Annotated in this window: 29 protein-coding genes; 17 read left to right on the top strand and 12 right to left on the bottom strand. The window is 63.4% G+C overall.

The window, feature by feature from the left end:
- Window positions 1-33 precede the first annotated feature (33 nt).
- From hpt to DM818_RS02530, 4 genes are all read right to left on the bottom strand, one after another.
- Entirely contained in the window at window positions 34-582 is a 549-nt protein-coding gene (gene hpt / locus DM818_RS02545) for a hypoxanthine/guanine phosphoribosyltransferase (RefSeq protein WP_075938230.1), read from the bottom strand.
- 38 nt (window positions 583-620) lie between these two features.
- Window positions 621-1454 (bottom strand): ion transporter, encoded by an 834-nt coding sequence (locus DM818_RS02540; protein ID WP_153952263.1) that lies wholly within the window; start codon window positions 1452-1454, stop codon window positions 621-623.
- 47 nt (window positions 1455-1501) lie between these two features.
- On the bottom strand, window positions 1502-3010 hold the full coding sequence (locus DM818_RS02535) for a phosphoenolpyruvate carboxykinase (ATP) (RefSeq protein ID WP_153952262.1): 1509 nt from the start codon (window positions 3008-3010) through the stop codon (window positions 1502-1504).
- Between the two features lie 74 nt (window positions 3011-3084).
- Entirely contained in the window at window positions 3085-3825 is a 741-nt protein-coding gene (locus tag DM818_RS02530; protein ID WP_153952261.1) for a proteasome assembly chaperone family protein, read from the bottom strand.
- 84 nt (window positions 3826-3909) lie between these two features.
- Here DM818_RS02530 and DM818_RS02525 point away from each other — a divergent pair, with 84 nt between their 5' ends.
- Window positions 3910-5196, top strand: coding sequence for an MFS transporter (locus DM818_RS02525; RefSeq protein ID WP_153952260.1), 1287 nt, complete (start codon window positions 3910-3912; stop codon window positions 5194-5196).
- Here DM818_RS02525 and DM818_RS02520 read toward each other — a convergent pair.
- Genes DM818_RS02520 through DM818_RS02510 form a run of 3 tightly spaced genes read right to left on the bottom strand, consistent with a single transcriptional unit; the run spans window position 5188 to window position 6460 of the window.
- Complete coding sequence (locus DM818_RS02520) at window positions 5188-5469, bottom strand: DUF7521 family protein (RefSeq protein WP_075938234.1); 282 nt, start codon at window positions 5467-5469, stop codon at window positions 5188-5190. The two genes, DM818_RS02525 and DM818_RS02520, sit on opposite strands and share 9 nt — an antisense overlap.
- A complete protein-coding gene (locus tag DM818_RS02515) occupies window positions 5466-5834 on the bottom strand; it encodes a winged helix-turn-helix domain-containing protein (protein WP_153952259.1) in 369 nt (122 codons plus the stop codon). The genes DM818_RS02520 and DM818_RS02515 overlap by 4 nt, the downstream gene beginning before the upstream one ends.
- The gene (locus tag DM818_RS02510) at window positions 5831-6460 is read right to left on the bottom strand and encodes a helix-turn-helix domain-containing protein (protein WP_075938236.1); all 630 of its coding nucleotides are present in this window, start codon (window positions 6458-6460) and stop codon (window positions 5831-5833) included. Before DM818_RS02510 ends, DM818_RS02515 begins: the two co-directional genes overlap by 4 nt.
- 152 nt (window positions 6461-6612) lie before the next feature.
- On the opposite strand from DM818_RS02510, the gene DM818_RS02505 reads away from it, so the two are divergent.
- From DM818_RS02505 to DM818_RS02480, 6 genes are all read left to right on the top strand, one after another.
- Window positions 6613-7755 carry a multicopper oxidase domain-containing protein gene (locus DM818_RS02505; RefSeq protein ID WP_123123894.1) on the top strand — a complete coding sequence of 381 codons (1143 nt, stop codon included), beginning with the start codon at window positions 6613-6615 and terminating at the stop codon, window positions 7753-7755.
- Between the two features lie 4 nt (window positions 7756-7759).
- Window positions 7760-8764 (top strand): halocyanin domain-containing protein, encoded by a 1005-nt coding sequence (locus DM818_RS02500; RefSeq protein WP_123123895.1) that lies wholly within the window; start codon window positions 7760-7762, stop codon window positions 8762-8764.
- Between the two features lie 92 nt (window positions 8765-8856).
- Entirely contained in the window at window positions 8857-10152 is a 1296-nt protein-coding gene (locus DM818_RS02495; RefSeq protein WP_123123896.1) for an O-acetylhomoserine aminocarboxypropyltransferase/cysteine synthase family protein, read from the top strand.
- Window positions 10153-10354: 202 nt separating this feature from the next.
- Window positions 10355-11257: a glycosyltransferase gene (locus DM818_RS02490; protein WP_075938240.1), complete on the top strand. Its 903-nt coding sequence runs from the start codon at window positions 10355-10357 to the stop codon at window positions 11255-11257.
- Window positions 11258-11717: 460 nt separating this feature from the next.
- A complete protein-coding gene (locus tag DM818_RS02485) occupies window positions 11718-11927 on the top strand; it encodes a hypothetical protein (protein WP_153952258.1) in 210 nt (69 codons plus the stop codon).
- Window positions 11927-12859 (top strand): tyrosine-type recombinase/integrase, encoded by a 933-nt coding sequence (locus DM818_RS02480; protein WP_123123897.1) that lies wholly within the window; start codon window positions 11927-11929, stop codon window positions 12857-12859. The genes DM818_RS02485 and DM818_RS02480 overlap by 1 nt, the downstream gene beginning before the upstream one ends.
- Before the next feature lie 208 nt (window positions 12860-13067).
- On the opposite strand, the gene DM818_RS02475 is transcribed toward DM818_RS02480, so the two are convergent.
- The gene (locus DM818_RS02475) at window positions 13068-13811 is read right to left on the bottom strand and encodes an Lrp/AsnC family transcriptional regulator (RefSeq protein WP_075938241.1); all 744 of its coding nucleotides are present in this window, start codon (window positions 13809-13811) and stop codon (window positions 13068-13070) included.
- A 746-nt stretch (window positions 13812-14557) separates the two neighbouring features.
- On the opposite strand from DM818_RS02475, the gene DM818_RS02470 reads away from it, so the two are divergent.
- From DM818_RS02470 to DM818_RS02450, 5 genes are all read left to right on the top strand, one after another.
- Complete coding sequence (locus tag DM818_RS02470) at window positions 14558-14917, top strand: hypothetical protein (protein WP_075938242.1); 360 nt, start codon at window positions 14558-14560, stop codon at window positions 14915-14917.
- Window positions 14910-15353 (top strand): universal stress protein, encoded by a 444-nt coding sequence (locus tag DM818_RS02465; protein ID WP_075938243.1) that lies wholly within the window; start codon window positions 14910-14912, stop codon window positions 15351-15353. Before DM818_RS02470 ends, DM818_RS02465 begins: the two co-directional genes overlap by 8 nt.
- Window positions 15354-15409: 56 nt before the next feature.
- Entirely contained in the window at window positions 15410-16096 is a 687-nt protein-coding gene (locus tag DM818_RS02460; protein WP_075938244.1) for a potassium channel family protein, read from the top strand.
- A gap of 115 nt (window positions 16097-16211) precedes the next feature.
- Window positions 16212-17768 carry a TrkH family potassium uptake protein gene (locus DM818_RS02455; RefSeq protein ID WP_075938245.1) on the top strand — a complete coding sequence of 519 codons (1557 nt, stop codon included), beginning with the start codon at window positions 16212-16214 and terminating at the stop codon, window positions 17766-17768.
- Window positions 17769-18060: 292 nt separating this feature from the next.
- Complete coding sequence (locus DM818_RS02450; protein ID WP_123123898.1) at window positions 18061-19182, top strand: thiamine pyrophosphate-dependent enzyme; 1122 nt, start codon at window positions 18061-18063, stop codon at window positions 19180-19182.
- 5 nt (window positions 19183-19187) lie between these two features.
- Here DM818_RS02450 and DM818_RS02445 read toward each other — a convergent pair whose 3' ends face one another.
- Window positions 19188-20213, bottom strand: a complete 1026-nt coding sequence (locus tag DM818_RS02445; RefSeq protein WP_123123899.1) for a deoxyhypusine synthase — start codon at window positions 20211-20213, stop codon at window positions 19188-19190.
- Between the two features lie 195 nt (window positions 20214-20408).
- On the opposite strand from DM818_RS02445, the gene DM818_RS02440 reads away from it, so the two are divergent.
- The 3 genes from DM818_RS02440 (at window position 20409) to DM818_RS02430 (ending at window position 22101) form a co-directional block, all read left to right on the top strand.
- Entirely contained in the window at window positions 20409-21056 is a 648-nt protein-coding gene (locus DM818_RS02440) for an adenylate kinase (RefSeq protein WP_123123900.1), read from the top strand.
- A 69-nt stretch (window positions 21057-21125) separates the two neighbouring features.
- Window positions 21126-21362 carry a hypothetical protein gene (locus DM818_RS02435; protein ID WP_075938249.1) on the top strand — a complete coding sequence of 79 codons (237 nt, stop codon included), beginning with the start codon at window positions 21126-21128 and terminating at the stop codon, window positions 21360-21362.
- A 49-nt stretch (window positions 21363-21411) separates the two neighbouring features.
- Window positions 21412-22101: an SDR family NAD(P)-dependent oxidoreductase gene (locus DM818_RS02430; RefSeq protein ID WP_075938250.1), complete on the top strand. Its 690-nt coding sequence runs from the start codon at window positions 21412-21414 to the stop codon at window positions 22099-22101.
- Here DM818_RS02430 and DM818_RS02425 read toward each other — a convergent pair whose 3' ends face one another.
- Entirely contained in the window at window positions 22102-22326 is a 225-nt protein-coding gene (locus tag DM818_RS02425) for a hypothetical protein (protein ID WP_075938251.1), read from the bottom strand. It lies immediately after the preceding gene.
- Window positions 22327-22411: 85 nt separating this feature from the next.
- On the opposite strand from DM818_RS02425, the gene DM818_RS02420 reads away from it, so the two are divergent.
- Both DM818_RS02420 and DM818_RS02415 read left to right on the top strand, forming a co-directional pair.
- Entirely contained in the window at window positions 22412-23791 is a 1380-nt protein-coding gene (locus DM818_RS02420) for an NAD-dependent succinate-semialdehyde dehydrogenase (RefSeq protein ID WP_123123901.1), read from the top strand.
- A 44-nt stretch (window positions 23792-23835) separates the two neighbouring features.
- Window positions 23836-24273 carry a MaoC/PaaZ C-terminal domain-containing protein gene (locus tag DM818_RS02415; protein ID WP_075938253.1) on the top strand — a complete coding sequence of 146 codons (438 nt, stop codon included), beginning with the start codon at window positions 23836-23838 and terminating at the stop codon, window positions 24271-24273.
- Here the strand turns inward: DM818_RS02415 and DM818_RS02410 are convergent.
- Both DM818_RS02410 and DM818_RS02405 read right to left on the bottom strand, forming a co-directional pair.
- Window positions 24270-24551 carry a hypothetical protein gene (locus DM818_RS02410; protein ID WP_123123902.1) on the bottom strand — a complete coding sequence of 94 codons (282 nt, stop codon included), beginning with the start codon at window positions 24549-24551 and terminating at the stop codon, window positions 24270-24272. The genes DM818_RS02415 and DM818_RS02410 overlap by 4 nt on opposite strands.
- Window positions 24548-25585 (bottom strand): zinc-binding dehydrogenase, encoded by a 1038-nt coding sequence (locus tag DM818_RS02405; protein ID WP_153952257.1) that lies wholly within the window; start codon window positions 25583-25585, stop codon window positions 24548-24550. The genes DM818_RS02410 and DM818_RS02405 overlap by 4 nt, the downstream gene beginning before the upstream one ends.
- Between the last annotated feature and the right edge of the window lie 24 nt (window positions 25586-25609).

Raw genomic sequence — 25609 nt, 5'->3', positions numbered from 1 at the left:
CTACTGCATTACTGCGTCACGAACGTGGACGGCTCAGTCGTGGATGGTGACCTCGCCGTCAGCGACCGTGATGTCGAGGAGCGATTTCACGTCGTAGTCCGTCTCGTCTAAGGCGTTGTCGCCGACCTTGCGGAGTGCGACGACGATATCGGCGATGTCGGCCCCGATGTCGTCGAGCGCACCACAGATGGCTGCGAGCGTCCCGCCCGTCGAGAGCAGGTCGTCCACGATGAGGACGCGGTCGCCCGGCTCCACGTCGTTGATGAACATCTCCGAGGAGGAGTAGCCGGTCTGTTGGTGGAGCGCGACCTCACCCGCCAGCCCGTACTCGCGTTTCCGGATGACGACGAGCGGCACGTCCGTCTGGAGCGAGAGGGCCGTGGCGATGTGGATACCCATCGCCTCAGGGGCGACGATTTTGTCCACCTCCAAGTCCGCCCGCCGGACCATGCCGACGACGACCTCGCGCAGGAGTGCGGGGTCGAGCACGGGCACTCCGTTCGAGATGGGATGGACGAGATACTCGTAGCCGTCCTTGTCGATGATGGGCGCGTCGTGCAGTGAGTCGCGGAGTCGCTCCATGTCGTCGGTTCCGACAATCGGGCAAAAAGTGGTTCGTTCTACCGGGAGTCGAACTCCTGGTAGATGACGTGGCCACACGCCTTGCAGTGGGAGGCGTCGGGGTCGTGATACGAGAGCCCACACTGCGGGCAGGTCACGTCCTCCTTGTCACTCGCCGTCCACTCCCGGACGATACGGCCGGCCTGCCACGGGACGACGAGCACGCCGGCCAGGATGCTCGCGACCGTCACCCACCGACCCGCCGGCGTGACGGGCGTGATGTCGCCGAAGCCGACCGTCGTCAGCGTGACGACGACGTAGTAGAAGGCGTCTCCGAACGTCTCGACGCCGGGATTCGGCCCCTGCTCGACCGTATAGAACAGTCCGGCGGAGATGAAGAAGATGGTCAAGACGGTGAGCAGCAGCCGCAGTCCACGGAGCGTCTCCTCCTCGATGCGACCGAAGAAGAACACCTCGTCGTCGGTGAACCGGTACAATCGGAGGACGCGGGCGACACGCAGCGCGCGCAACAGCCCGACTTCGAGCGCGCCGACGCCGAGATTCGGCACGAGCAACACCGCGAGCGCCGGCAGAATCGACACCCCGTCGACAATCGTGTAGGGGTTCAACAGCTCCGCGACGCGGTTCGAAGCGCTGTAGATGCGGAGCACGTACTCGCCCGCGAGCACGACGCTCACGAGCATCTCAAACCGCAACAGCGCCGTCTCGGTGCCCGGAGCCAACGGATACGTGTCGACGACGAGCACGAGTACGAACAGCAGATTCAACACGAGCAGCCCGATATCGACGGCTTTCCCCGCCGGCGTCTCGTGGTCGAGCAGGTAGAACTCGACCTGTTCGCGGCGAGAGTCGGAGCCACTCGGGGCGGTCATACCGACGCGTCGGTGCGCGCGTACAAAATCCCCCCGCGACGGACGGCTCAGTAAACGGCGTCGACGATGGCGTCGTCGAGGTCCTCGAACGCGGCCAGATACGCGCGCCGCTCCTCGCGCAGCTCGGCCAGTCGCGCGGACGCGTCCGCCAGGTTCGCGGTCACGTCGAACTGCTCGATATCGACGCCGTCGAGGTCGGCGGGCACCGACAGGCCGGTGTCGCCGTCCTCGCGCCACGACACCGACCCGCGGGCGAGTTCGCGCAGAATCGTCACCGACTCCGTGACGCCGATGTCGCGCTCGCCGACGCGGCCGGTGTTGAGCAGATAACACTCCACGTCGAGCGATTCGATGAGGTCGCGAAAGCGGTTCCCCTCCTTCCCTTCGGAGCCGACGATGAACGGGTTCGTGCCGACGACGCGAATCGCCTCGCCCGCCGCGTCCGGGTCGCCCGCCGAGGTCTGAATCGACTCGCCGAGCATGAACGCGGCGGCCGCCGACGCCGAATCCAGCTTCGTCACCGGCGGCATCGCGGGATTGCGCGTGATGAAGAAGACCTGATTCACCTCTTCGAGGTCGATATCCTCGCCCGCGGAGGCGAGTCGGTCGCGGAGGATGGCGGCCCGCCCGTTCGTGGTGTATCGGTCGCTGTCGAAGTCGACGGTGCCGTCCTCGCTCACGTCGACGTTTTCCAACACCGCGGACTCGTCGGTGACGGCGTCGTAGACGGCGGGCTGTTCCTCGCGGTCGAGTCCGATGGTCTTCACGTACAGCCCGTTCCCCTCGCTGCCGGCGACGGTGCCGTCCGGGAGGAGCGCACACACGTCGTCCTGTAGCATGGTCGCGGACTCCGCGCCCGAGAGGCCGAGTCCGTGGGCGGTCAGCGTCGATTTGCCCGTCGCGGACAGCCCCAAGAACAGCTGGCCGACCTCGCGGGTGTCGCCGTCGTCTTCGAGGGTGACGCGCTTGCTGCCGGCGTGGAGTCCGAGTCCGCCCGCGGCCTTCGTCCGCTGCATGAACAGCCGGAGGAAGGACTTCTTGGCCTCGCCGGTGTAGTCGCTGCCGAGGACGGTCGTGATACCCTCGTCGACGAGCGTGCGGATGGCGAGCGTGTCGTGGTCGGGGAGCTGGACGGTGCAGAAATCCGGCTCGTCGAACTCGCTCCGCTCGAACAGGCGGGTGAGCGAGAGGGCAATACGCGCCTGCTCGGCGGGGACGAAGTAGCGTGCGTCGTAGGTGTGGTCGGGGTGGCGACCCACCTGCAGGTCGAGACAGACGAACTCGCGGTCGCTCTCGCGGACGCCGTCGAGGGCCGTCTCGACGTGAGTGTAATCCTCGGCGTCGAAGTCGCTGTCCGTGTCGTTGCGGGTGAACTCCGACTGGCGCGAGCGCTGCTCGCTCACGTAGGAGGGCGCGCCGAACTCTGTCTCCGTCTCCAGGTGGGCGGACAGCGAACGGAGGGTCGCCGCGCTGGGGTTGTGGTGGATGCGGTCCGTCGAGTCGGGCGCAGGGAGAGTGGTATCGAGCGAGTCGGACGTCGCTCCACGTTCTGACATCGTATGTGTAAACTCGCGAATCAGCGGGTAAAAGCTTCCCACATGCGTCGGCCCGGCAACGATTGCCGGCGTAGCTACATGAACATCCGGTCGTCGTACGGCCGGTCGCTCCCCTCGTTTCGCAGGGCCGCCATCCGCTCTGCGAGCGCCTCGTAGTACTGCCGCTGTGCCGCAGAGCGGTTCCGGAGTTCGGTCGTCTCGACGCCGACGCCGTAGGCCGTCTCGGCCGCCTCCACGAGCCGGACGGCCGCGTCGATATCCGGTCCCGGCGGGTGCGCCGGCGTGACCAGTGCACCGACCGCCGGCTCCGGCTCGTCGAGACCGGCCGTGAGCAGCTCCCCGAGCAGGCCGTCGAAGTAGCCGGCCGACAGCGGCTCGAACGGCAGGTCGGCCATCGCCTCCTCGCGGAACGGCTCGGTGCCGACGTAGGAGACGGTGTGGTCCTCCTCGGCGTGCGGGTAAGCCCCGCCGAAGACGGCGGCAATCGTCTCGACACCCGTCTCGCTCGCCCACGCCAGCAGCTCCTCGCTCACCAGTTCGGAGACCCACGGCGGCAGCGACAGCTCACAGACGCAGACGGTCACGTTCTCCCCGACGTTGTAGAGACGAATCGGGCGACGGGGGACTCCGTCGGTGAACGGCGTGATATCGGGGAGATGTCGGGTCGCGAGATGGCCGATTTGGGTCGCGTCGGCCTGCGTGGTGACGTAGTCGACGGCGGTGAGACCGGCTACGCCAACGTCTGCGGTGCCGACCAGCAGGATGTCGTTCGGGTCCGTGTCGGTCGAGACATCGAATGCGGGGTCGCGGCTCATGCGTGCTGAGTCGCCTGTCGCTCCCATAATCCCTGGGTTCACCTGTCGAAGCGACTTTCCCTGTGGTGTGAGCAGACCGAACACATGAGACGCCCGTGGCTCGTCCCGTGGGGAATCGGGTCGGTCGCCTTCGGCGGGAGTTCGCTGCTCGTCCCGCTGTATCTGGTTGCGCGTGGCGGCTCCGTCGCCGAGCTCGGGCTGTTGGCCGCCGCCGCCGCGCTCGTCGCCGCCTCCGGGAGTCTGCTCTTCGGCCGGCTCGCGACCACGGTCGCCCACCGTCGCTGGCTCGTCCTCGGGACGCTCGCGACCGTCGCGCTCTCGCTCGCCGTGCTTCCGTTCCTCCAGCGTGCACCCGCCATCATCGCGGTCAACACCGTCTGTTGGCTCGCGGCCGGCTCCGTCCCGCTCGTCGTCACGATGCTCGTCGTCGACGGCGTCCCCGAACCCCAGTGGAACGAACAGATCGGCCGGCTCAACACGTACCAGGGGTACGGGTGGGCCGGCGGCCTCGTGCTCGGGACGGTGTGGCCTCTCGTCGGCGGGCGACTCGTCGGCGACCCGACTGCCGTACTGTTCTGGCTGCTCGCCGTGGCCGCCGCGGTGAGTGCGGTCGGGGTCGCGCGGACGCTCCCCCGCACGTCCGGAACGGGTGCGCCCGACGAGCGCCGCGCCCACCGGGTCGCGCGCCTGCTCGCGTCCTCCAGCCGGAACGTCGCCGGCGCGACGTTCCCGTTCACCCCGAACCGGCTCTACTGGGCGACCCGACGGTTCCACCCGGCACAGCTTCGCGCTCGGCTCACCCCGACGCTCGCGGCGTATCTCGCGGCCGCGTTCCTCTTTTTCACCGGCTCGGCCGTCTTCTGGGCACCGCTGCCGCTCTTTCTCACCGAGCGCGCCTTCGGCTCCAGTCAGGTGTTCTTCCTCTATCTGCTCTCCTCTGCCGCGTCCGCGCTGTTGTACGGGTGGGTCGGCCGCGCCCGAGTCGACCTCCGGCGGCTACAGGCGAGTGGACTGCTCGTTCGTGGGCTGTTGTTTCCGGCCGTCGCTCTGCTGGCGGGCGTGGCGAGCCAGTCGGTCGCCTTCGCCGCTGCTGCGGTCGGATTCACGGTCATCGGGGCGACGTGGGCCGTCATCGCCGTCGCCGGCACCGCGCTCGTCACCAGACACGCGCCGCCGGCGATTCGCAGCGAGACGCTCGGCATCTACACGGCGCTCGGCGCGGTCGGCGGCGGCGTCGGGAGCGCGCTCGGCGGCTGGGTCGCGACGGCCGGCTACGGGGTCGCGTTCGCGCTCGCGGGAGGCCTTCTCCTCGCGAGCGGGCTGTTCGTCGCCACGCTGCGGGGACTCTCGCGGCGATACCCGTCAGCCTGACCGGTCGACGAACAGGGCATAGAAGATGGCCGCGAAGCCGAGGGCGGTGAAGGCGCTCTCGACGACGAGCGCGAGGTCGCGGCTGACGGGGGCAAACCAGTCCAAGATGCCGGCGGTGAACGCGCCCATGGTGATGATACCGAAGCCGAGCGCGAGTGCTGCAAGCGGCTCCGCGTCCGTCCGGCGATACGCCTGCACGCTGTAGTAGGTGATGACGAGTCCGAGCGCCAGCGTGACTGTCTTCAGTGCTGCAATTGCGTATGGGTGTGTCATGTCGAATCTCTAATCTCTGTCCACAGACGTGCGACGCGCTCGTCTGGTCCTTCCTCGGGGCGGTCGACCTCGATGTCGAGGTGGCGGTCGTCGTCGAGCAGGACGTGGACGGCCTCGAAATCGAGGACGTAGCGGGTCGTGTGGTGGCCGTCCGACCGGACCTCGGTCCGTTCCTCGACCAGTCCGGCGTCGGTGAGGGTGTCGAGCTTCCGGTAGACGGTCGACCGGGCGATGTCCGACGCGTCGGCGAGTTCGTCCGCCGTGTGCGGGGCGTCGAGTTCGCGGATGAGCTCCCGACAGGCGTCGTCGTCCAGCGCGGCCAACACCGCCGCCGGGTCGACCGACTCCTCGAACGGATTGCTCACGCTCGCCCTCCGTCGAGATACCGCCGGAGCAGCCGCTTCTCGGCGCGTCTGAGAATCTCGCTACACGTCGACTTCGAGAGGTCTGTCCGTTCGGCGACCGTGGCGAGCGAACAGCCGCGGGGAACCTCGTAGTAGCCGCTGTCGACGGCCGTCTGGACGACGGTTCGCTGTCGGGGTGTAAGCAGCGGCTCGCCGTCGTCGCCGGGGCGCATCTCCGCCACCGTGAACTCGAGGCCGCGCTCCGAGAGCTCGTCCGCGAGGTCGGCGAGCGCCGCCCGTGTGGCGGTTAGCTCCCACTCGATGGTGCCGTCCGCGACGGTGAACGGATACTCCGGGGGTGCGCCGGCGGCCGCGGCAGCAGCCAGCGGCCCGGCGTCCGCGACGGTGAGCCGACACACCGCGGTGTCGCCGTGGCGGTCGAGGATATCGAGCGAGTCGACGCCGTCCGCCTCCGAGATGGCCGCTACGACGGGAGCGAGCGAGGGCGCTCGCACCTCCGCGACGAGCGTCGCCGGCTCACCGATGCTCGCGGTTCTGACCCGGACGTGCGCGTCGGGGTGTTCCCGCGTGACTCGCCCCGCCCACGAACCCTCCGGCGTCGTGACGGTGAGTCGTGCGCGTGCCATCCCTGTCGGTGGTCCAGTTCCCACGACTCATTACCCTGCCGAAGTTCTCGACCGTCGGTTTATATACTACGTCCCGAACGTGTTCGCTCGCATCCCCGAGCGTGGGACTCACCGTGGGGGGCTACTTGTGACCCCCGACAAGGCGTATCTGTATGACCCCGAAGATTGGCGCACCCGGCGACGGTATCACGCGGCGAGAGTTCGTGGCGGCGACAGGCACGACCGGCGCGGTCGCGGCAGCCGGCTGTATGACGACGACCGACCCCACGGTCGAGGAACGGGGCAACGCGGCGTCGACGCTGTCGCAGTCGATGCCGACGACCAGCCCGCCGGAGGTCGTCGACCTGAACGAGCAGGGGAACTCGGTGACGCTGAAGACGGTGCGGGCGGCCCACCGCGCCCACCCCGGCGAGTCGATGGGCGGCCCGGTGGACCTCCCGATGGTGTGGGCGTGGCAGGCAGACGACGGCGACCCGTCGGTTCCGGGGCCCATCCTGCGCATCGATGAGGGGTCGGAGTTCGAGGTGACCCTCGACAACTCCGAGGCCCAGATGCCCCACACCTTCCACCTCCACGGCATCCACAAGACCTGGGAGAACGACGGCGTCCCGACGACGACGGGCATCACCGTCGGCCCGGGCGAGACCCACACCTACGAGTTCACCGCGAACGTCCCCGGCACCCACATCTACCACTGTCACTACCAGACGCCGCGGCACATGGAGATGGGGATGTACGGGACGCTCCGCGTCGACCCGCAGGGGTACGAGCCCGCCGACAAGGAGTACTTCATGACCGTCAAGGAGTGGGACTCGCGGCTCTCCCGCCAGCTCGCCGGGCAGGACGCCACCTACGACATCACGAACCGTCGCCCGGACGTGTTCACCATCAACGGGAAATGTGCGCCCCGGACGCTCAATCCGGAAGACGGCAGTCCGATCGTCGTCTCCTCGGGCGACACCGTCCGGCTCCACTGGATTAACGCCGGCTTCCGGTCGCACCCGCTGCACATGCACAACCACCGGTTCGAGGTGGTGGAACGGGACGGCTCACAGGTGCCCGACGCCGCCCGCTACAAGCGTGACGTGCAGTCCGTCTCGCCGGCGGAACGCTACACCGTCGAGTTTGAGGCCGACGCCGACCCCGGCATCTACCTGATGCACTGTCACAAGGTCGACCACGTCCGCAACGGGTCGAGCTATCCGGGCGGGATGTTGACCGGTATCGTCTACGAGGAGGCGATGGACACGGACATCTTCGCCGACCTGATGGAGTACGCCGGCTACGAGGGGTGATACTATGCCAACACGACGAACGTTCATGCTGGGCGCGGCCGGCGCGGGCGCGACCCTCGCCGCTAGCCCGGTCGCAGCACAGGAGGGGACCGACCTGACCGACTGGCTCGCGGACACAGACGGAGCCGGCTCCGTCGCCGACCGGACTGGCAGCGACACGGTGACCGTCACCGTCGGCGCCGACGCCAACGGCGGGGCGTTCGGTTACGGTCCGCCGGTCGTCCGCATCGACCCCGGCGCGACCATCCGCTGGGAGTGGACCGGCGGCGGGGGGAGTCACAACGTCGTCGCCTCCGACGGGAGCTTCGAGTCCTCGATGCAGGGCGACCAGGGCGCGACGTTCGAACACACCTTCGAGTCGGCCGGCGTCACCCGCTACTACTGTACGCCCCACAAGGCCGTGGGGATGCGCGGTGCCGTCGTCGTGGGCGACGCGAGCGTGTCGCTGCCCGGAAGCAGCACCGCGACCCCGACGCCGTCGGCCAACGAGACCGACACCGGCGAGCAGGACGCGCCCGACGCCCGGTCGTTCGACGGCTGGCTCGCGAACACGGACAACTACACCGGCGTCGTCGACAAGCGCGGCACAGACGAGGTGACCGTCACCGTCGGCGCGGAGGGGAACGGCGGCCAACTCGCCTTCGACCCGCCGGCGATTCACGTCTCGCCGGACACCACCGTCCGCTGGGTGTGGGACGGCCCGAACCAGTACGACGTGGTCGACCCCGAACTCGGCTACGAGTCGGCCACCACGTCGTCGTCCGACTACGAGTACGCCGTCGAGTTCGGCGGCGACGGACTCTCCACCTACGAGTGTGAGGAATACAGCGACCAGGGGATGCGCGGGGTCGTCATCGTCGGCAACGGGCCACAGCAGGCGCTCAGTTGGCAGGGCGTCGGCGTCGCCGGCGCGGTCGGGACGCTCCTGTCGGTCCCGCTCGCGCTCGCCGTCCGCCTCCACCACAAGACGAGTACGCGCTCGGGCAAGAGCCACGGGCCGAAAGAGTAGCGAGTCGCCCGACTCCCGTCTCGTTTTCGCTCCAGCCGTGTGAGTGTTGCACACAGCGGTAGCTGTAAGCGGGTTCGCTGCGCGAGTAGCGTATGAGCGACGACCCAGACTCCCGTTCGATTTCGACCGACTCGCTACACGCCGGACAGGAACCCGACGCCGCGACCGGTGCACGGGCACCGCCGCTGTACCAGACGACCTCGTACGTCTTCGACGACGCCGAGGACGCGGCCGCGCAGTTCGCGCTCGAGAAGCCGGGCTACATCTACTCGCGGCTGATGAACCCGACCGTCGAGACGCTGCAGGAGCGACTGGCCACCCTCGAAGGCGGCGTGGGCGCGGCCGCCACCGGCTCCGGCATGGCCGCGTTCGATCTCACGACCTTCCTGCTGGCCGAGGCGGGCGACAACATCGTCAGTTCGAACTCGCTGTACGGTGGCACCTACACCTACCTCACCCACAGCGTCGAGCGACGTGGCGTGAGCACCCGGTTCGTGGACACCCTCGATTACGAGGGATACGAGGCGGCTATCGACGAGGACACTGCCTACGTCCACCTCGAAACCATCGGCAACCCCGCCCTCGACACGCCGGACATCGAGCGCGTCGCGGATATCGCGCACGACCACGGCGTGCCGCTGTTCGTGGACAACACGTTCGCGACGCCGGCGCTGTGTCGCCCGCTCGAACACGGGGCCGACCTCGTCTGGGAGTCCACGACGAAGTGGCTCCACGGCTCGGGCACGACCGTCGGGGGCGTCGTCGTCGACGGCGGCTCCTTCCCGTGGGCCGACTACCCCGAGAAGTACTCCGAAATCGCCAGCGAAAACCCCGCCTACCACGGCGTGAACTTCGCGGAGACGTTCGGCGACGCGGCGTTCACCTACGCCGCTATCGCCCGCGGACTGCGCGATCTCGGCAATCAGCAGTCACCGTTCGACGCGTGGCAGACGATTCAGGGGATCGAGACGCTCCCGCTGCGGATGGAGCGCCACTGCGAGAACGCGATGCTCGTCGCCGAACAGCTCGACGCCCACCCCGACATCGAGTGGGTGAACTACCCCGGTCTCGAATCCCACCCGACCTACGAGAACGCCAGCAAGTATCTGGACGGCGGCTACGGCGGGATGATTACCTTCGGTCTCGCGGGCGGCTACGAGGCGGCCCGGAAAACCGTCGAATCCACCGACCTGGCGAGTCTGCTCGCCAACGTCGGCGACGCGAAGACGCTCATCATCCATCCCGCGAGCACGACCCACCAACAGCTCACCGACGAGGAGAAAGAGGCCTCGGGCGTCACCGACGAACTCGTCCGACTCTCCGTCGGCATCGAGGACCCGGCGAAAATCATCGCCGACCTCGAAGCCGCAATCGAAGCCGCGACGTAGGACAACCTGACAACTGCTCGGTTCTTCTCGTCTCGATGTGTGTCTCGCCGCCCCGGGAAGCTCAGAGCCGCTGGTGGTAACACAACAAAAACCCCATTGATGCCTACGCTTATTATCCAGACACCGATGTTGGCCACACAGACACACACGGTACTCGAAACCATCCAACTGCGGCACGTCACCACGCTACACCGCTGAATACATGCCAACGAGTGTACTCCTCCCGACTGTGTCGTGGACGGATGCCTGCGACGACGTTGCCGCACAGTTGGGTCCCGAAGACGAACTCCTCGTTATCCACGACAGCGAGGATGACCCCGTTGTGGACCGAACACCACTTCCGGAAAACGTCCAGTTGGTCGCCGCCGGCGACCCCGTCGAGTGTTCCGGGAAGGCAAACGCGATCGCCGCGGGGATGGAGACCGCTAACCACGACCGGCTCGTCTGGACCGACGACGACTTCCACCACCCGCCGGACTGGCTCGCCCAACTCCAGGCCGACTACGCCGAACACGGACCAACGACGGAGCTACCGGCGTTCGTCGGCCAAGACCCGCTTGCGGTTCTGCTGGAACCGGTCTACGTCCTCGGTGGCACGCTCGGGACGTACGCGGGTGACCACGCTTGGGGCGGAGCCGTCATCTTCGACAGAAGCGATATCGACGAGGCCGCGTTTCTCTCGGAGCTTCGCCAGACGATTAGCGACGATGGACTGCTCGGGGAACACACCGACGTGACGTCAGTTCGGCGCGTACGCCGGGTGCCGATGGGCGGCACCTTCCGGCAGACGCTCGAACGGCACGTCCGATTCAACCAAATCTTCGCGACACACGACCCAACGGTAGCGAAACTCTCCTTTGGCGCGCTCGTCGCCGTTCTCGTCGGCTGTGTTCTTTCGCCGTTGTTCGCGGTCGGATTCACACTGCTGACAGTTGGCGTCAGTGCAAGCTTCGGAATCCGACGGCTCTCGCTCCTGTTGACCGTGCCGGCACTCGCGGCTGCTGTTCCACTAGCAGTGTATGCATTCTCACGCGACACGTTCGTTTGGGGTGGCCGGCGGTACCGCTGGCGCTCGAAGTTCGACGTTGAGGTACTGGACGAGTAGCGCGTTTCGAGCCAACTCAATATACGCAGTGTGGCCAGGTTGCTCCCGAAGCTACCAGTTGTCTCATACGTCTCTGGATGGGTGGCCTCGGCACTCACGGAAGCTCCGGTTAGTACTAAGTATAAAAATATTGATGAATATGTTGTTGATATGGAGACGAACGGAGGTGTTGTTAGATGACTGGCTGGAAAGAGAACATGGGTATGTCGCAAGACACCGGACTGGTGAAAATCTACGTACCGATGAGCCACAAGGAGACGTGGCAGCAAGAAGCGGATGAAAAAAAAATTATAAGAGTACTAGTAAGTACCTGCACGAACTGATCCAGGAAGCCCGGGCGATCAGGGACGAAGGGTTCCTCGCGCCCCAGGGCAGCGACCAAGAAGTTCAGCGACTCAAGAAGAAAATCGAGGAGTTGGAGGACCGTTTGGCGCAGGCGAAACAGCAGAATCGTGACTCGGTGACGATTGACGATTCGGCGTTCCTGAAACAATTCCTCACTGAGGAGTACCAGACGTTCGACGGGGTCTTACAGAAGGTCGTCGAGAGTGACACGGTCGACGAACTGCTGCGAGAACCAATCGAGGACGAACTGTATTTCTTGGCTGATCGTGAGGAGGTCGAGTTCGAGCACGGTCACGGGTGGCGACTTGCTGGAGGTGAGGAGTGATGGCCGATGACTGGTACGAGACGGTCTACGAGAACAAGCACGACGCGATCAACGACTTCATCAAGCAGAAGCAGACCACAGGGCGCAGTCCGCGAACGCTGAACTCCTACAGCAGGGTACTCAAGCGGCACTACCATGAGCACTTTCCCGATCTCACGCCGGAGAAGACGGAGGTACGGCACATTGAGGAGTACTTGCGTATCTTGGATAACCGCGGGGTCAGTCAGAATACGAAACGGCGCTACCTCGAATCTTTATCAGCGTTCTTCAGCTATGCGATGAAGCGACCACGGTTCGAGAACATCACCGGAAATCCAGCTGGCGTCGTGTTGGAGGAGATTCCGAAGCAGATCCGGCAGCGCCCCGACTGTGCGACGTGGGAGAACGCGAAGAAAATCGTGAAGGCGATTCCGAATCCGCGGAACAAGGCCGTCGCCGTCTTACTGGCGAAGACCGGATGTCGGCTGGAGGAAGCCTTGGAGATCAAGATGGACGACCTGATGCTGGACGACGGTTTTGTTCGGCTCCGAGAACGAAAGGGTGGGAAGCAGACGGTGGTGCCGATTGACCGTGAGACGATTCGGACGATCAAGCGGTTCAGGCTGATTCGACGGGATACGGATCTGGACTACCTGTTCGTGAGTATCCGTGATGACCGGTTGACGAAGACGGTGATTCAGCGTGCTGTCCGAGAGGCGGCGACCAGTGAAGGAGTCATGGAAGATGGCGAGGATCGGTTCCACAAGAAGTTCACACCGCATACTTTCCGGACGGTATTCACGACGCTGATGAGGAATCAGGGGATGAAGCAGCACATCCTCCAGTATATCCGTGGTGATGCGGAAAGCGAGACGATGGATATCTACACTCGCGTTGACCGCTCCGAGGCAAGAGAAGAGTATCTTGACTACATCAAACCCATCGGGCTCTAACGACTTTGATTTCCTAATCGAATGCCGAGGTCTGCATCTTTTACATAGGAGAGGCATTCGTTATTGAACGAATAAATAGGAAGTGGCGAGTGGTAACGAATATTGTCTCTAATATCTTGGAAAAATTTGTAATATAGAGCACAAATGCAGAAATTTAATTTGGTAACGTAAGCCATCGTTAAGGTGGAGACCTCGCGGGTATACAATATTACCCTGTTCCAAACTCTTCTAAAGAATCTTTCTTTAACGGTGTCTTTGAGAACAGGGCAATAACATCTCCTGGTTGAATGACGGTGCTTCCCTTCGGGGTGAGTACTTCGCCGTTTCGTTCAATGCCAACTACAAGCATTTCGTCGGCCAGCAGCCCTTTATCGACAGCCTGCTCAATAGTCTTATTTGCGACCTTGGCCTCTTCTGAGACGGTAAATTCAACGACTTCCGCGTCCCCAGTGAGACTCATAAAATCAGTTAATGACGGCCCTTTCGGCACGTCATCAGGACCGAAGGCACTGTATGGAGTGTGGTATTCATCTTCTATCACACTTTCATCGTCGATTTCTAACCCGAGATTAGAGATTTTATGTGCAATTTGGGTAATCTCATTGGTGTCTGCTCCGACAGCGGTAATCACCAAGTTTGAAGAACCGGCCATTAATTCTCGAGCTGTTATTACCCCGTGAATCTCCAGAGTAGACTGAGCAAGTCGCTTACGATCCGGAATAGCGGCCGTACATCTAAATTGGTACGTCACATACCCTTCGATAGATTTGTAATTGATATCAGCACGGTACCCCCGAAGAATACCTTCCTCCTTGAGTTGTTTGATCCGATTCCGGATCGTTGCTGGGGTTACGTCCATCTCCTCCGCAATGTCTGAAGTTGACGTGTTTCGAGCATCTCCTGCTAAACGGTAGAGGATGCGTTTATCGATCTCATCAACGTGGTAAGCCATACCAGAACTACAATCGGGGTTGATATAGGGTCTTTCCTGTTGTCCTTCGGTGGTCTGTAGAAGCATGTACTGTCATACTAGCTGAGGCCCGTAGCCGGAACAAATAAACGGGTGATCCAACGGTTAGATTAGCGATGTTAACACAGTCATATGTGTGATCCGAAGAAGTCCAGCCCCGAAACCAAACCCAATGAAGGAAGCTAGAATCGAGATTTCGTTGTGAATCTGTCCATCCCCTTCGGTAAGAAATGCGAGTCCGATCAATGAACCTGTCCCGATGCAAATCGTGGTCCCTGAGAGAAATCCAAGCCATGCAAGGTAAATATCATCTGATAGTGATAGAAACTCATAGGATGGGGACCACAACCCTGCTGAGATTGCGATAGATCCCCCAATTAGGTACACGAAGAAAACGAAACCGACGGAAAGAAACAGCGGGATCGACCAGCGAGCAGCAATTACACAGACTCGTTCGATGGTTCTTGCAACTCGCCCGCGTAGTGATTTCCTTGGAAGATCAAATTGGTCAGGCAAGAGTGGTGACCCCCATCTAATACCTACTAAGTTCAGCTCGGCGATTAAATTTCGCCTCTGCGAAATCTGTAGGCCAATTAATACTCTAAAACGAAATAGAATGCCAATATTTATTGCGCAGCAAAAATTCTTCATATGGTAGCCAGACTCTGTGACAGTAGTCCCGTAGTCCACCCAGCCGAATGAAAAACGGCAGTGATTCACTACAACGTATGACTTCATCTGATATCGATCCCCCGGACGATCTCCCTGAACGACTTATTACTGCAATTGAAGACCGCAGTGATAGCGAACTCAGGGTGATTATCGATTACGCACAGCAACTCCTTCGAGAACATCCGTCGATAACGGATGCAATCGAATCGTGCCCTGGGAAGGAACTCGCTCTTGTAAAGGATCACGGCGCGTACACAATCGCTGTCGTAGAACGACCGGATGAAACGGGTGAGGCACGCGGTCCGTTCGCCTACAGAGTCAGATGGGAACCACATATCGACGACGAGGGGGGCCGGTACAAATGGCACTATCTTGGGAAAGTCAATGAGGACGCCGGAGGCGATTCAGATGACTGAACCGTTCTCCCAGCGGGTTATTGTTCCAGTTGCCAACCGTGATGACGCCACGGCGACGACAGCTGCACTCCGCCCATATGTTGAGGGGTCGGATTCGACTGTAATCGCCGTCCACGTAATTAAAAAGGCTGGTGGTGCCCCTGATAAAGCATCCGTTGAGCAACGTGAACAGCGTGCCGAGGAGATTTTCCAAATCGTTGCCGACAAGTTGGCCGACTCGGAGATCACGCTCGAAACAGATCTCCGCTACGGAACCGACATCGCATCGTCGATCGTGGATGCGGCCCACGACAGTACTGCCAGTGCAATCGTCTTTACTCCTCGTGGGGGGAGCCGCTGGCGCAAGCTGCTGACAGGCGACGTCACCCACAATCTCGTTCAGAGCAGCGACATTCCGATTCTGGTTCTACCAGACCGAGAGGTGAGCGGAGCGTGAGTGTAACCCGACGCCAGTCGCGTGAAATGCCAACAAACGCATAATTCATACTACACATGTACATCATCATCGTTGGAGCAGGTGACATCGGATCGCCACTGATCGACATTGCGACTCGGTCAGGTAACGAAGTGGTCGTTATCGAACGGGACACACAGAAAGCCGACGAAATCGCCAGTGACTACGACTGTATGGTACTGAATGCGGATGCAACTACGAAGGAGACGCTGGAGGACGCCGGTGCGGATCGTGCTGACGCGATCATTTCGACGACCGATCAGGACGCAACGAACGTGATGGTCTGTCTGCTAGCCAAGGAACTTGAGATTCCAGCGATTACGTCAGTCGTTCATAACGCGGAGCACATGAACCTCTTCCGCCAGATCGGCGTGAACACGATCGAAAACCCACAACAGCTAATCGCTGGACATCTGTACAGGGCAGTCGCCAGACCAGCAATTGTCGATTATATGAGAATCGGCGAGGAGGCCGAAGTCTTTGAAATTACGGTCACAGAGGATGCACCAATTGCTGGAAAGACACTCAACGAAGCAGGTGAAGAAGGCCTGTTGCCAGATGACGTATTGATTGTTGCTATCGGCCGAGAAACAGAAGACAAGCCACTAACGCCGCGCGGAAACACCCACATCAAAGTGAACGATCTACTGACGGTCTATTCCGCGAACGGAGCCGACCCAGAACTCACCGATCTTTTTGGTCACCACGAGGACAGGGCGATATAACTGACAAAAATATAGTTTTGCTAATGTGGCTAACTTCTCCACCGGTCGGGGTAACTCGATACAGGCTGATGGTACGTGTAAAAAGCCGTTTATTCGGTATCTTAACTGAGGATTCATGCTAAGAGTAAACACAAAAGCGGTCGGACACGACGTTGGTCGGATTATACAGGCTATTTCGCTAATGTCGGCAATTTCGATCATCGTGTCAGCGGTTAATAGTGAGTATTACGCAATCCCCTCCTTTGCTGTAACGGCGGTAATAATGGGTGTACTCGGAACTGGACTCGCCTGGCGATACCAGGACGCTGATCCGCCAGAGAAACGCGATGCAATGGTCACAGCAGCGACTGCGTGGGCTGTTATCGGCATTCTCGGCGGTTTGCCGTTCTTGTTCATCGCGTGGACGATCCAGATTGACCCGTTTCCAGTCTGGATGAATACCCCACCAATGGATGACACGACGGTTATTTTCCTTCAGCCCTTGGACGCGGTGTTCGAAAGTATGAGTGGCTTCACCGGGACGGGGCTCACGATGGCTGCTGTCGAAGAGCAGCTGCCACGGTCGCTGCACTGGTGGCGGTCATTCATCGAATGGATTGGCGGCGTCGGCGTTATCGTACTGACCGTCGCAATTCTCAGTCGGGGTGGCGGAACCAGTGGGTCGTATACGCTCTACGAGAGTGAAGCTCGGTCGGAAAAGATTCATCCAAGTATCGTGACAACGGTTAGGGAAATCTGGAAGATTTTTGTGGGGCTCACTCTCGGGTCAGTCATCCTGTTCTTGCTGGTCGGCATGCCGCTGTGGGACGCGATCAATCATGGGATGACAGGAATCGCAACCGGCGGTTTCTCCGTCCACGCGGCGTCGATCGGACATTACAATAACCCACTAATCGAATACGCCGTCGTGCCGGTGATGTTCGCCGGCAGTATCGCATTCCCTATCCACTATTTGATCTATAAGGGCGAGATACGGAACTTCTACGCCGATTTGCAGACGCGGTGGGTATTCATTTGGTTTATTGCTGGCTCACTTACGCTGATAGGGATCTTGTATGCGAATGGTCAGTACGATACACTTGAAGAAACATTTAGACTCGGGCTGTTCCAGTTCGTGTCCGCGGTCTCGAATACTGGATTCGGTACTGCGACGGTCGGTGAGGGGACAGAACAGGTCTGGAGTGCTGGCGCAACACTATTGATGTGTCTTGGAATGCTTACGGGGGGCGCAGCTGGGTCAACGACAAGTGGCCTCAAACTTATCCGTGTGATCACACTAGTCAAGGGAACCGCCTGGCAGATTCGAGACGTATTCAGGCCATCGGCCGCGGTTCAGTATCTCCAAATCGGCAAACGACGACTTGACGAAGGACAGGCGCAACGTGAGTATACGGAAGCAACCGTCGTATTCATCTTCTGGGTTGTCTTCTTGGCGATTGGCGTTGCTGTCTTGCTCCGTGTTCTCTCACCAACTCATCCCCTCGAGTACGTTATCTTCGACGTAATGAGCGCCCAGAGTAACGTCGGGCTGGACTCAGGGATTACCGGCCCGACGATGCCTGATTCGGCCAAGGCAATGTTGATCATCAATATGTGGGTCGGACGCCTCGAAATCATCCCCGTTGCGGTACTGATTGGTGCCATTTTCCAGCGATTCAATCTCTACCGTTGAAACTGGGTCTAATCAAATCCTCTGTCAATGATTTATTTTTCAGATTACAGACGATGAGAGAAACGAGCTTATTCAACTTCCGCTTCTGTCTTCACGCCATTAGTGCCATTATCTTCCGTTTCAGGCTAAATAACGGGACCAGAGTGGTCGGCCTCGGCACTCATAGGGTTCGTCACCGCCGGCTGCCTACACCGGCTCGGCCCGGTCGCTCGTCATCGGCCACCCGTGGCTACTGGGTCTGGAAGAAAAAGCGCTCGGACAGAACTATGTCGGCGCGCGCCACACGGAAAGTATGGACGAGTCGGCACGCCGCACGCTGTTGGCCCGCGATTACGACGACCGCGTCGGCCTGCTCGCGCCCGACGGCCACCTGCGCGAGGGGTACGAGCCGACGGCGAGTGACACGACGCTTCGCGACCTCTATGCCGACATGAAGCTCGGCCGCCACTTCGACGACCGGATGGTGAGTCTCCAGCGACAGGGCCGGATGGGGACCTACTCGCCGATGGCCGGCCAAGAGGGGTCCGGCTTCGGGTCGATGTACGCGCTCGACGAGGACGACTGGGTGTCGTACCAGTATCGCGAACACGCCGCGCCGCTGGTGCGTGGCTTTCCGCCCGAATACCTCCACTACTGGGCCGGCCACGAGTCGGGCAACGCCGCGCTCGCTGACGACCGCATCTTCCCGCTCAACATCTGTATCGCCGACCACATCCCCCACGTCACGGGACTCGGGATGGCCGCCAAGCTCCAAGGAAACGACGACGAGGTGGTCGTCTGTCACTTCGGCGACGGCGCAACGTCGGAGGGGGACTTCCACGAGGGGCTGAACTTCGCCGGCGTCTACGACACGCCGACGGTGTTCATCTGTCACAACAATCAGTGGGCTATCTCGGTGCCCCGCGAGGAGCAGACCGCCGCCGACACCATCGCGCAGAAGGCCGAGGCGTACGGCTTCGACGGCGTACAGGTCGACGGGATGGACCCCCTCGCCGTCTACGAGGTGACGCTCGCGGCCCGCGAGAAGGCGACCGACCCCGACGCGCAGTCGCGGCCGACGCTCATCGAGACGGTCGAGTACCGCTACGGCGCGCACACGACCGCCGACGACCCGACGGCCTACCGCGAGGACAGCGAGGTCGACCAGTGGAAGCGCGTCGATCCAATCGACCGACTGGAGCTGTATCTTCGCCGACAGGGCGTGCTCGATGACGACGCGGTCGAAGCAATCGAGCAGGCGAACGAAGACCGGATGGCTGCGGCCGTCGACCAGCTCTCGGAGGTGGAGGCCGACCCCGACGAGATGTTCGCCGACGCGTTCGCGGAGCCGACCCCGCGAATGGTCGACCAGCGGGCGTATCTCCGCGACCTGCGCGAGCGCCACGGCGACGACCGACTCACGCGCGACAAGTGAGCAGGCTACTCGGCCAGTCGCTCGCGGGCGGCCGCGACGAGCAGCGGTAAGAAGACGGTCGCGTCACCGACGACGGTCGCGTTGCGGGCACCTTTCTCCAGTTTTCCCCACGAGCGCGCCTCGTCCAGCGTCGCGCCCGACAGCCCGCCCGTACTCGACGGGTCGGTCGTAATCTGGACGGCGAGGTCGTAGGCGTTCGGCGTGACGAGCATCGTCTGGAGGGTGAAGTTCTTGGGGACGCCGCCGCCGACGAGCAGACAGCCGGCGCGGTCGGCGTCGTACGCGAGGTCGGTCAGCGCCGTCATATCCGAGAGGGCGTCGAGCGAGAAGTCGGAGGTCTGTGAGTACATCCACGCCTGCAGTCCGAGCACGGAGTCCGCGACGGCCGGACAGTAAATCGGCACGTCGGATTCGTAAGCCGCGGCCGCGACTCCCGGTCCCTCCTCGATGTCCTCGCGTTCGTTTACGGCCGCGTTCGCCTTTCCGAGTTCGCGGGTGAACCGCTCGATACCGACCGTCCCCTCGGCTTCGAGCGGCGGAAACACCTCCTCGCGGAGGTGGGCCTCGAACAGCGAGAAGTGCTCCTGTGGGAGATACACGTTGTACACGCGGTCGACCTCCTCGTCGCGGAGGGTCTCGTCGTGTTCGCGCTCGGTGCGCTCCTCGTGTTCGGCGCGGCCGTGGTGGTGTTTGCCGCCGACGGCCTCGATGGCGTCGTGAGTGAGATTCGCGCCCGTCGTGACGAGCGCGTCGACGTGGCCGTCGCGAATCAGGTCCGCGACGACGCGGCGCATTCCCGTCGGGACCATCGCACCGGCCAGCGACATGAAGACGGTGCAGTCGTCGTCGGCCAGCATCTCCGTGTAGATGTCGGCGGCCTCGTGCACGTCGGCGGCCCCGATGCCGGCCTCGCCGTACCCCTCCACGAGGTCGCCGACGGTCATCTCCTCCCAGACGTGCGTGTGGCCGAGCGGGTCGTGGCTGAACTCCTCGCGGTCGGGTTCCTCCCACTCGTTGCTCTCGTCGCTCATACTCGCGGTTCACCGGGGAGCGGTTTCAACCGCGCGGTCCATGGTCCGCCTCGACCCGCACGGCGAGTCGGTCCGTAGTCCGCGCCGGTCCGCACGGCGGCGCGGTCCGTAATCAGACCAACAGCTCGCACGGACAATCGGGGCGAGTGCGGCCAGTTTCTTCAGAGTTTTACGCAGGGGTCGAGAACCCAGCCCATGAGCAAGCCACGCGTGCTGTTACTCGGTGCTCCCGGTGCCGGCAAAGGAACCCAGAGTTCACGAATCAGCGACGAGTTCGGCGTCGACCACATCACGACCGGCGACGCGCTGCGCGCCAACAAGGGGATGGACATCTCCGAGTTGGGCTTCGAGTTCGACACGCCCGGCGGCTTCATGGACGCCGGCGAACTCGTCCCCGACGAGGTCGTCAACGAAATCGTCGTCACGGCACTCGACAACGCCGACGGCTTCGTCCTCGACGGCTACCCGCGCAACATCGAGCAGGCGGAGTTTCTCGACGAGCGGACGGACCTCGATGCCGTCCTCCGACTCGCCGTCAGCGAGGAGGAGCTGGTCGACCGGCTCACCGGCCGCCGGGTCTGCCCGGAGTGTGGCGAGAACTACCACGTCGAGTTCGACCAGCCCGAGGAATCGGGCGTCTGTGACGAGTGCGGCGCGGAACTCACCCAGCGCGAGGACGACACCGAGGAGACGGTCCGCGAGCGGCTCCGCGTCTTCGCCGAGAACACCGAACCGGTCATCGACCACTACGCCGGCACGGAGGCGTACGCCGAAATCGACGGCGAGGGCACGCCCGACGAGGTGTGGGAGGACGTGCAGGAGGCAATCGAGCAGCGAGCCTAACCACGGGGTCGGCTCACACGGCAGCCGCACAACCACATCCTCAAATACCCCCGCCAGCGACGTACGGCCATGCAACACAACGACGGGGGATTCGACGACGAGGCACCCGGCGACGACGTGCTCCAGGTGCTCGAACAGAGCGACGGCGTGACGGCCCGCGGTATCGCCGGCGCGATCGGCATCGGGACGGAGGAAGCCAAGGAGCGACTGCGACGGCTACAGGACGCCGGCGAGGTCGAACAGGACGCCGACGGCACGTGGGTCGTGCCCGAAATCGCGGGTGCAGACGACCCCTACGCGTTCTGACCCGAGACCGAACAGCCAGACCCTTCTTCTCGCCCGCCGACACGCAGGTATGGAACTCCACGACGACCTCGGCGGACAGGTCGCGCTCGTCACCGGTGCGAACAGAGGTATCGGCGCAGAAATCGCTCGGAACCTGAACGACCTCGGCGCGACGGTGTACGCCGGCGCGCGGTCGATGAACGCCGAGGTGCCGGACGGGTGTGAGAAGGTCCTGCTCGACGTGACACAGGAAGGGGACATCGACGCCATCGCCGACGGCGTCTTCTCCGAGGTCGGACGGCTCGACATCCTCGTCAACAACGCCGGCATCGGCGAGTTCGGCGACGACATCGTCGCGGAGCCGCCCTCGCGCATCGACCGGACGCTCGCGACGAATCTCCGCGGCCCGATGCTCGTGTGTAAACATCTCGTCCCGCTGCTCGTCCAGCAGGACGGCGGTCGCGTCGTCAACGTCTCCTCGGGGATGGGACAGCTGTCGGGGATGGACGGCGGCTCGCCCGCCTACCGCGTCTCGAAGGCCGGCCTCAACGGGCTGACGACGTATCTCCACGGCGAGTACAACGAACAGGGGCTGATGGCGAACGCCGTCTGTCCGGGCTGGGTGCGGACGGACCTCGGCGGCGAGGACGCAGAGCGATCGGTCGAGAAGGGGGCAGCGACGCCGACGTGGCTGTGTCGGTTCACGCCCGGTAACCCGTCGGGGGCCTTCTGGCGCGACAAGGAGCGAATCGACTGGTAATCAGACGGCGTGCTCGCGGTTCTCCGAGGTGCCGACGAGCAGCGTGCCGACGATGACGCAGATTGCGCCGGCGATACCCAACACAATCTTCACTGACTCCGCGCCGATTTCCCCGAAACTCATCAGCGCGATGAATACGACGCCGAGCGCGACGATGACGGCACCGCCGAACAGCTTCTGACTTTCCGACAGCGCGCTATCGACGGCGACGAGACGGTCGAACATACCCGTCTGTTAGCGGCCGTCTACTAAACTCCCTCCGTTCGCTTCGACCCCGACAGCTTTACGCGTGGTCGTGCTATCTCCTCACATGACGCGAACGAATCCGGCGACGGAGGAGTCGCTTTCCTCGGTCGCGAGCCACGATGACGACGACGTAGAGGCGGCGCTTGCGACCGCAAGTGAGACGTTCCGGACGTGGCGCGACACCGACCTCCGGGAGCGCCGCCGCCTGCTCGAAGCCACGGCCGACGTGTTGCGCGACCGGACCGACGAGTTCGCGCGACTGGCGACCAAGGAGATGGGCAAACCAATCGACGGTGCACGCGCCGAAGTCGAGAAGTGCGCGTGGGTGTGTGACCACTACGCCGAGCGCGCCCCCGAGTACCTGGCGGACGAACCGGTCGGCACGGAGACGGAGGCGGAGTCGTTCGTCGCCACCGAACCGCTCGGTCCCGTCCTCGCCGTCATGCCGTGGAACTACCCCTTCTGGCAGGTGTTCCGGTTCATCGCCCCGAACCTCGTCGCCGGCAACGTCGGCATCCTCAAACACGCCTCGAACGTGCCCGAATGCGCCCTCGCCATCGAGTCGATACTCCGAGAGGCCGGCTTCCCCGAGGACGTGTTCCAGACGCTCGTCGTCGACTCCGACCGCGTCGACGCGATGATAACCGACGACCGAATCCGGGCGGTGACGCTCACCGGCTCGGAGCCGGCCGGTCGCGCCGTCGGGGAGGCTGCGGGCAAGGAGCTGAAGCCGTCCGTGCTCGAACTCGGCGGCTCCGACCCGTTCGTCGTGCTCGACGACGCCGATATCGAGGCGGCCGCGGCCGTCGGCGCGCGCGCCCGGACGCTCAACTCCGGGCAGTCGTGTATCGCCGCGAAACGCTTCATCGTCCACGCCGACGTGTACGACGCCTTCCTCGATTCCTTCGTCGCCGAGATGGAATCGCTGACCGTCGGCGACCCGACCGACCCGGACACCGACATCGGACCACAGGCTCGGGCGGACCTCGTGGACGACCTCCACGAGCAGGTGACGGCGACCGTCGAGGCTGGCGGCACCGTCGAGACCGGGGGCGAACCGCTGGACCGCACCGGCTACTTCTACCCGCCGACGGTCGTGACCGACGTTCCGCCGGATGCACCGCTCGCCAGCGAGGAGGTGTTCGGTCCCGCGGCCGCCGTCTTCCGCGTCGAGAGCGAGGCCGAGGCCGTCGCGCTCGCCAACGACTCCGCGTTGGGACTCGCGGGCAGCGTCTGGACCGAGGACCTACGGCGGGGGCAGGCAGTCGCGCGCCGCATCGAGTCGGGCGCGGTGTTCGTGAACGAACTCGCGAAGTCGGACCCGCGGCTCCCCTTCGGCGGCATCAAGAACTCCGGCTACGGCCGCGAACTCGCCGAACAGGGGCTGAAGGCGTTCTGCAACGAGAAGACGGTCTGGGTACAGGACACGGCCGACCAGCCCTGAGTCCCCGCCGGGAGATTTTTGTCCCGGACGGGTGTGCCGCGAGTATGCCAACGACCTACGATGACCTTCACGTCGGCTGGTCTGCGACGTACGGTCCCGCCGAGATGGAGCGGGAGCCGATGGTCGCCTTCGCCGAGCAGTTCGACCCGCAGCCGATGCACCTCGACCCCGAGGCCGCCCGCGCGAAGGGGTACGACGACGTGTTCGCCAGCGGACTCTACACCATCGGCACCGCGACCCGGCTGTTCGTGGAGCACTTCCTCAACGACTCCACCAACCTCGCGGGACTCGGCATCGAGAACCTCCGGTGGCACGCGCCCGTCTATCCGGGCGATGAACTGTACGCCAGCCACGAGGTGACCGAGATGCGCGTCTCCGAGTCGGACGACTCACGAGGGATTGTGACGCGCGACATCGAGATACGGCGCGGCGACGACACCGTCGTCTGCTCGTGGACGGTGTCGATTCTGATGGGGCGTTAGGGTCGGGTCGTCGCCCAGACGCCGAGCACGCCGAGTCCGAGCGCCGGAATCAGCGGGAGCACGAGGAAGGCGTCCCGGTAGCCCAGCCCGAGCGACTTCGTGAAGTTGCCCGCCTCGGGGATGTACAGCAACATCCCGGGGACGACGATGAGCGAGACGAACAGCCAGCCGACGAGAATCCAGCCGCGGAGGCCGAACTCGCGGTCGCGGTCGGTTGGCTTCACGCCGTGGCTGTCCTCGCCCGGCGTGTGGACGTATCCGTCCTCGTCGTCGCTCATAGCTCGCTGTCGGGGACGACGACGACCTTCCCGAACCCGTCGCGCTCTTCGAGCATCTCGTGGGCGCGGGCGGCCTCGCTCATCGGGAGCACGTCGCGAATCTGTGGCTCGAAGGTGCCGTCCCAGACCAACTCGAGGACGGCGTCGATGTCGGCGTTGGCCCCCATCGTCGAGCCGAGGATGTCGTACTGCTGCCAGAACAGGTCGGCGACGTTCACCTCCACCGTCGGACCGCCGGTCGCGCCGCAGGTGACGATGCGACCCGCCTTCGCGAGCGAGTTCATCGAGGCGTCCCACGTCGCGGCTCCGATGTGGTCGACCACCACGTCGACGCCCCGACCGTCCGTCTGCTCGTCGATGAACTCGTCGAAGGCCTCCTCCTCGTAGTTGACGGCGTGGTCGGCACCCAGCTCGCGTGCCGCGTCGAGTTTCGCCTCCGTCGACCCGGTGGCGAACACCTCACAGCCGGCGTGGTCGGCAATCTGGACCGCGGCATGCCCGACACCGCCGGAGGCACCGAGCACGAGCACCGATTCGCCGGCCTCGATCTCCGCGCGGGAGTGGAGCATCCGCCACGCGGTCTGGAAGACGAGCGGCGCGGCCGCGGCCGTCTCGAAGTCGACGTGGTCGGGGACGTGGACGAGATTCTCCTCGGGGAGCGTCGTCTGCTCGGAGTGGACGCCGGTGGAGTGTTCGCCGATGATGGTGTACTCGACGCACTGGGAGTGTTCGCCGGCGCGGCAGTGTTCACACTCGCCGCAGTACGAGCCGGCGGCGACGGCGACGTGGTCGCCTGTCTCGAAGCGGGTCACGTCCTCGCCGACCTCGGTGACGACGCCGGCCGCGTCCGACCCCGGGATGTGCGGGAACTCGCCCGGTGAGGGCATCCCCTTGCGCGTCCAGATGTCGAGGTGGTTGAGCGCGCCCGCCTTCACGTCCACGAGCACTTCGTCTCGACTGACCTCGGGGTCGGGTAGCTCACCGTACTGGAGAACGTCGGTGTCACCGTGCTCCTCGTAGAAGATACCGTTCATAGCCGGGTGTTAGCCCCGATACAC

Origin of the sequence: Halosegnis longus (genome assembly GCF_009663395.1) — an archaeon.
Taxonomy (GTDB): domain Archaea; phylum Halobacteriota; class Halobacteria; order Halobacteriales; family Haloarculaceae; genus Halosegnis; species Halosegnis longus.
Note: the sequence above shows the minus strand (reverse complement) of the source record. Positions and strands in the feature narration are given on the sequence as shown.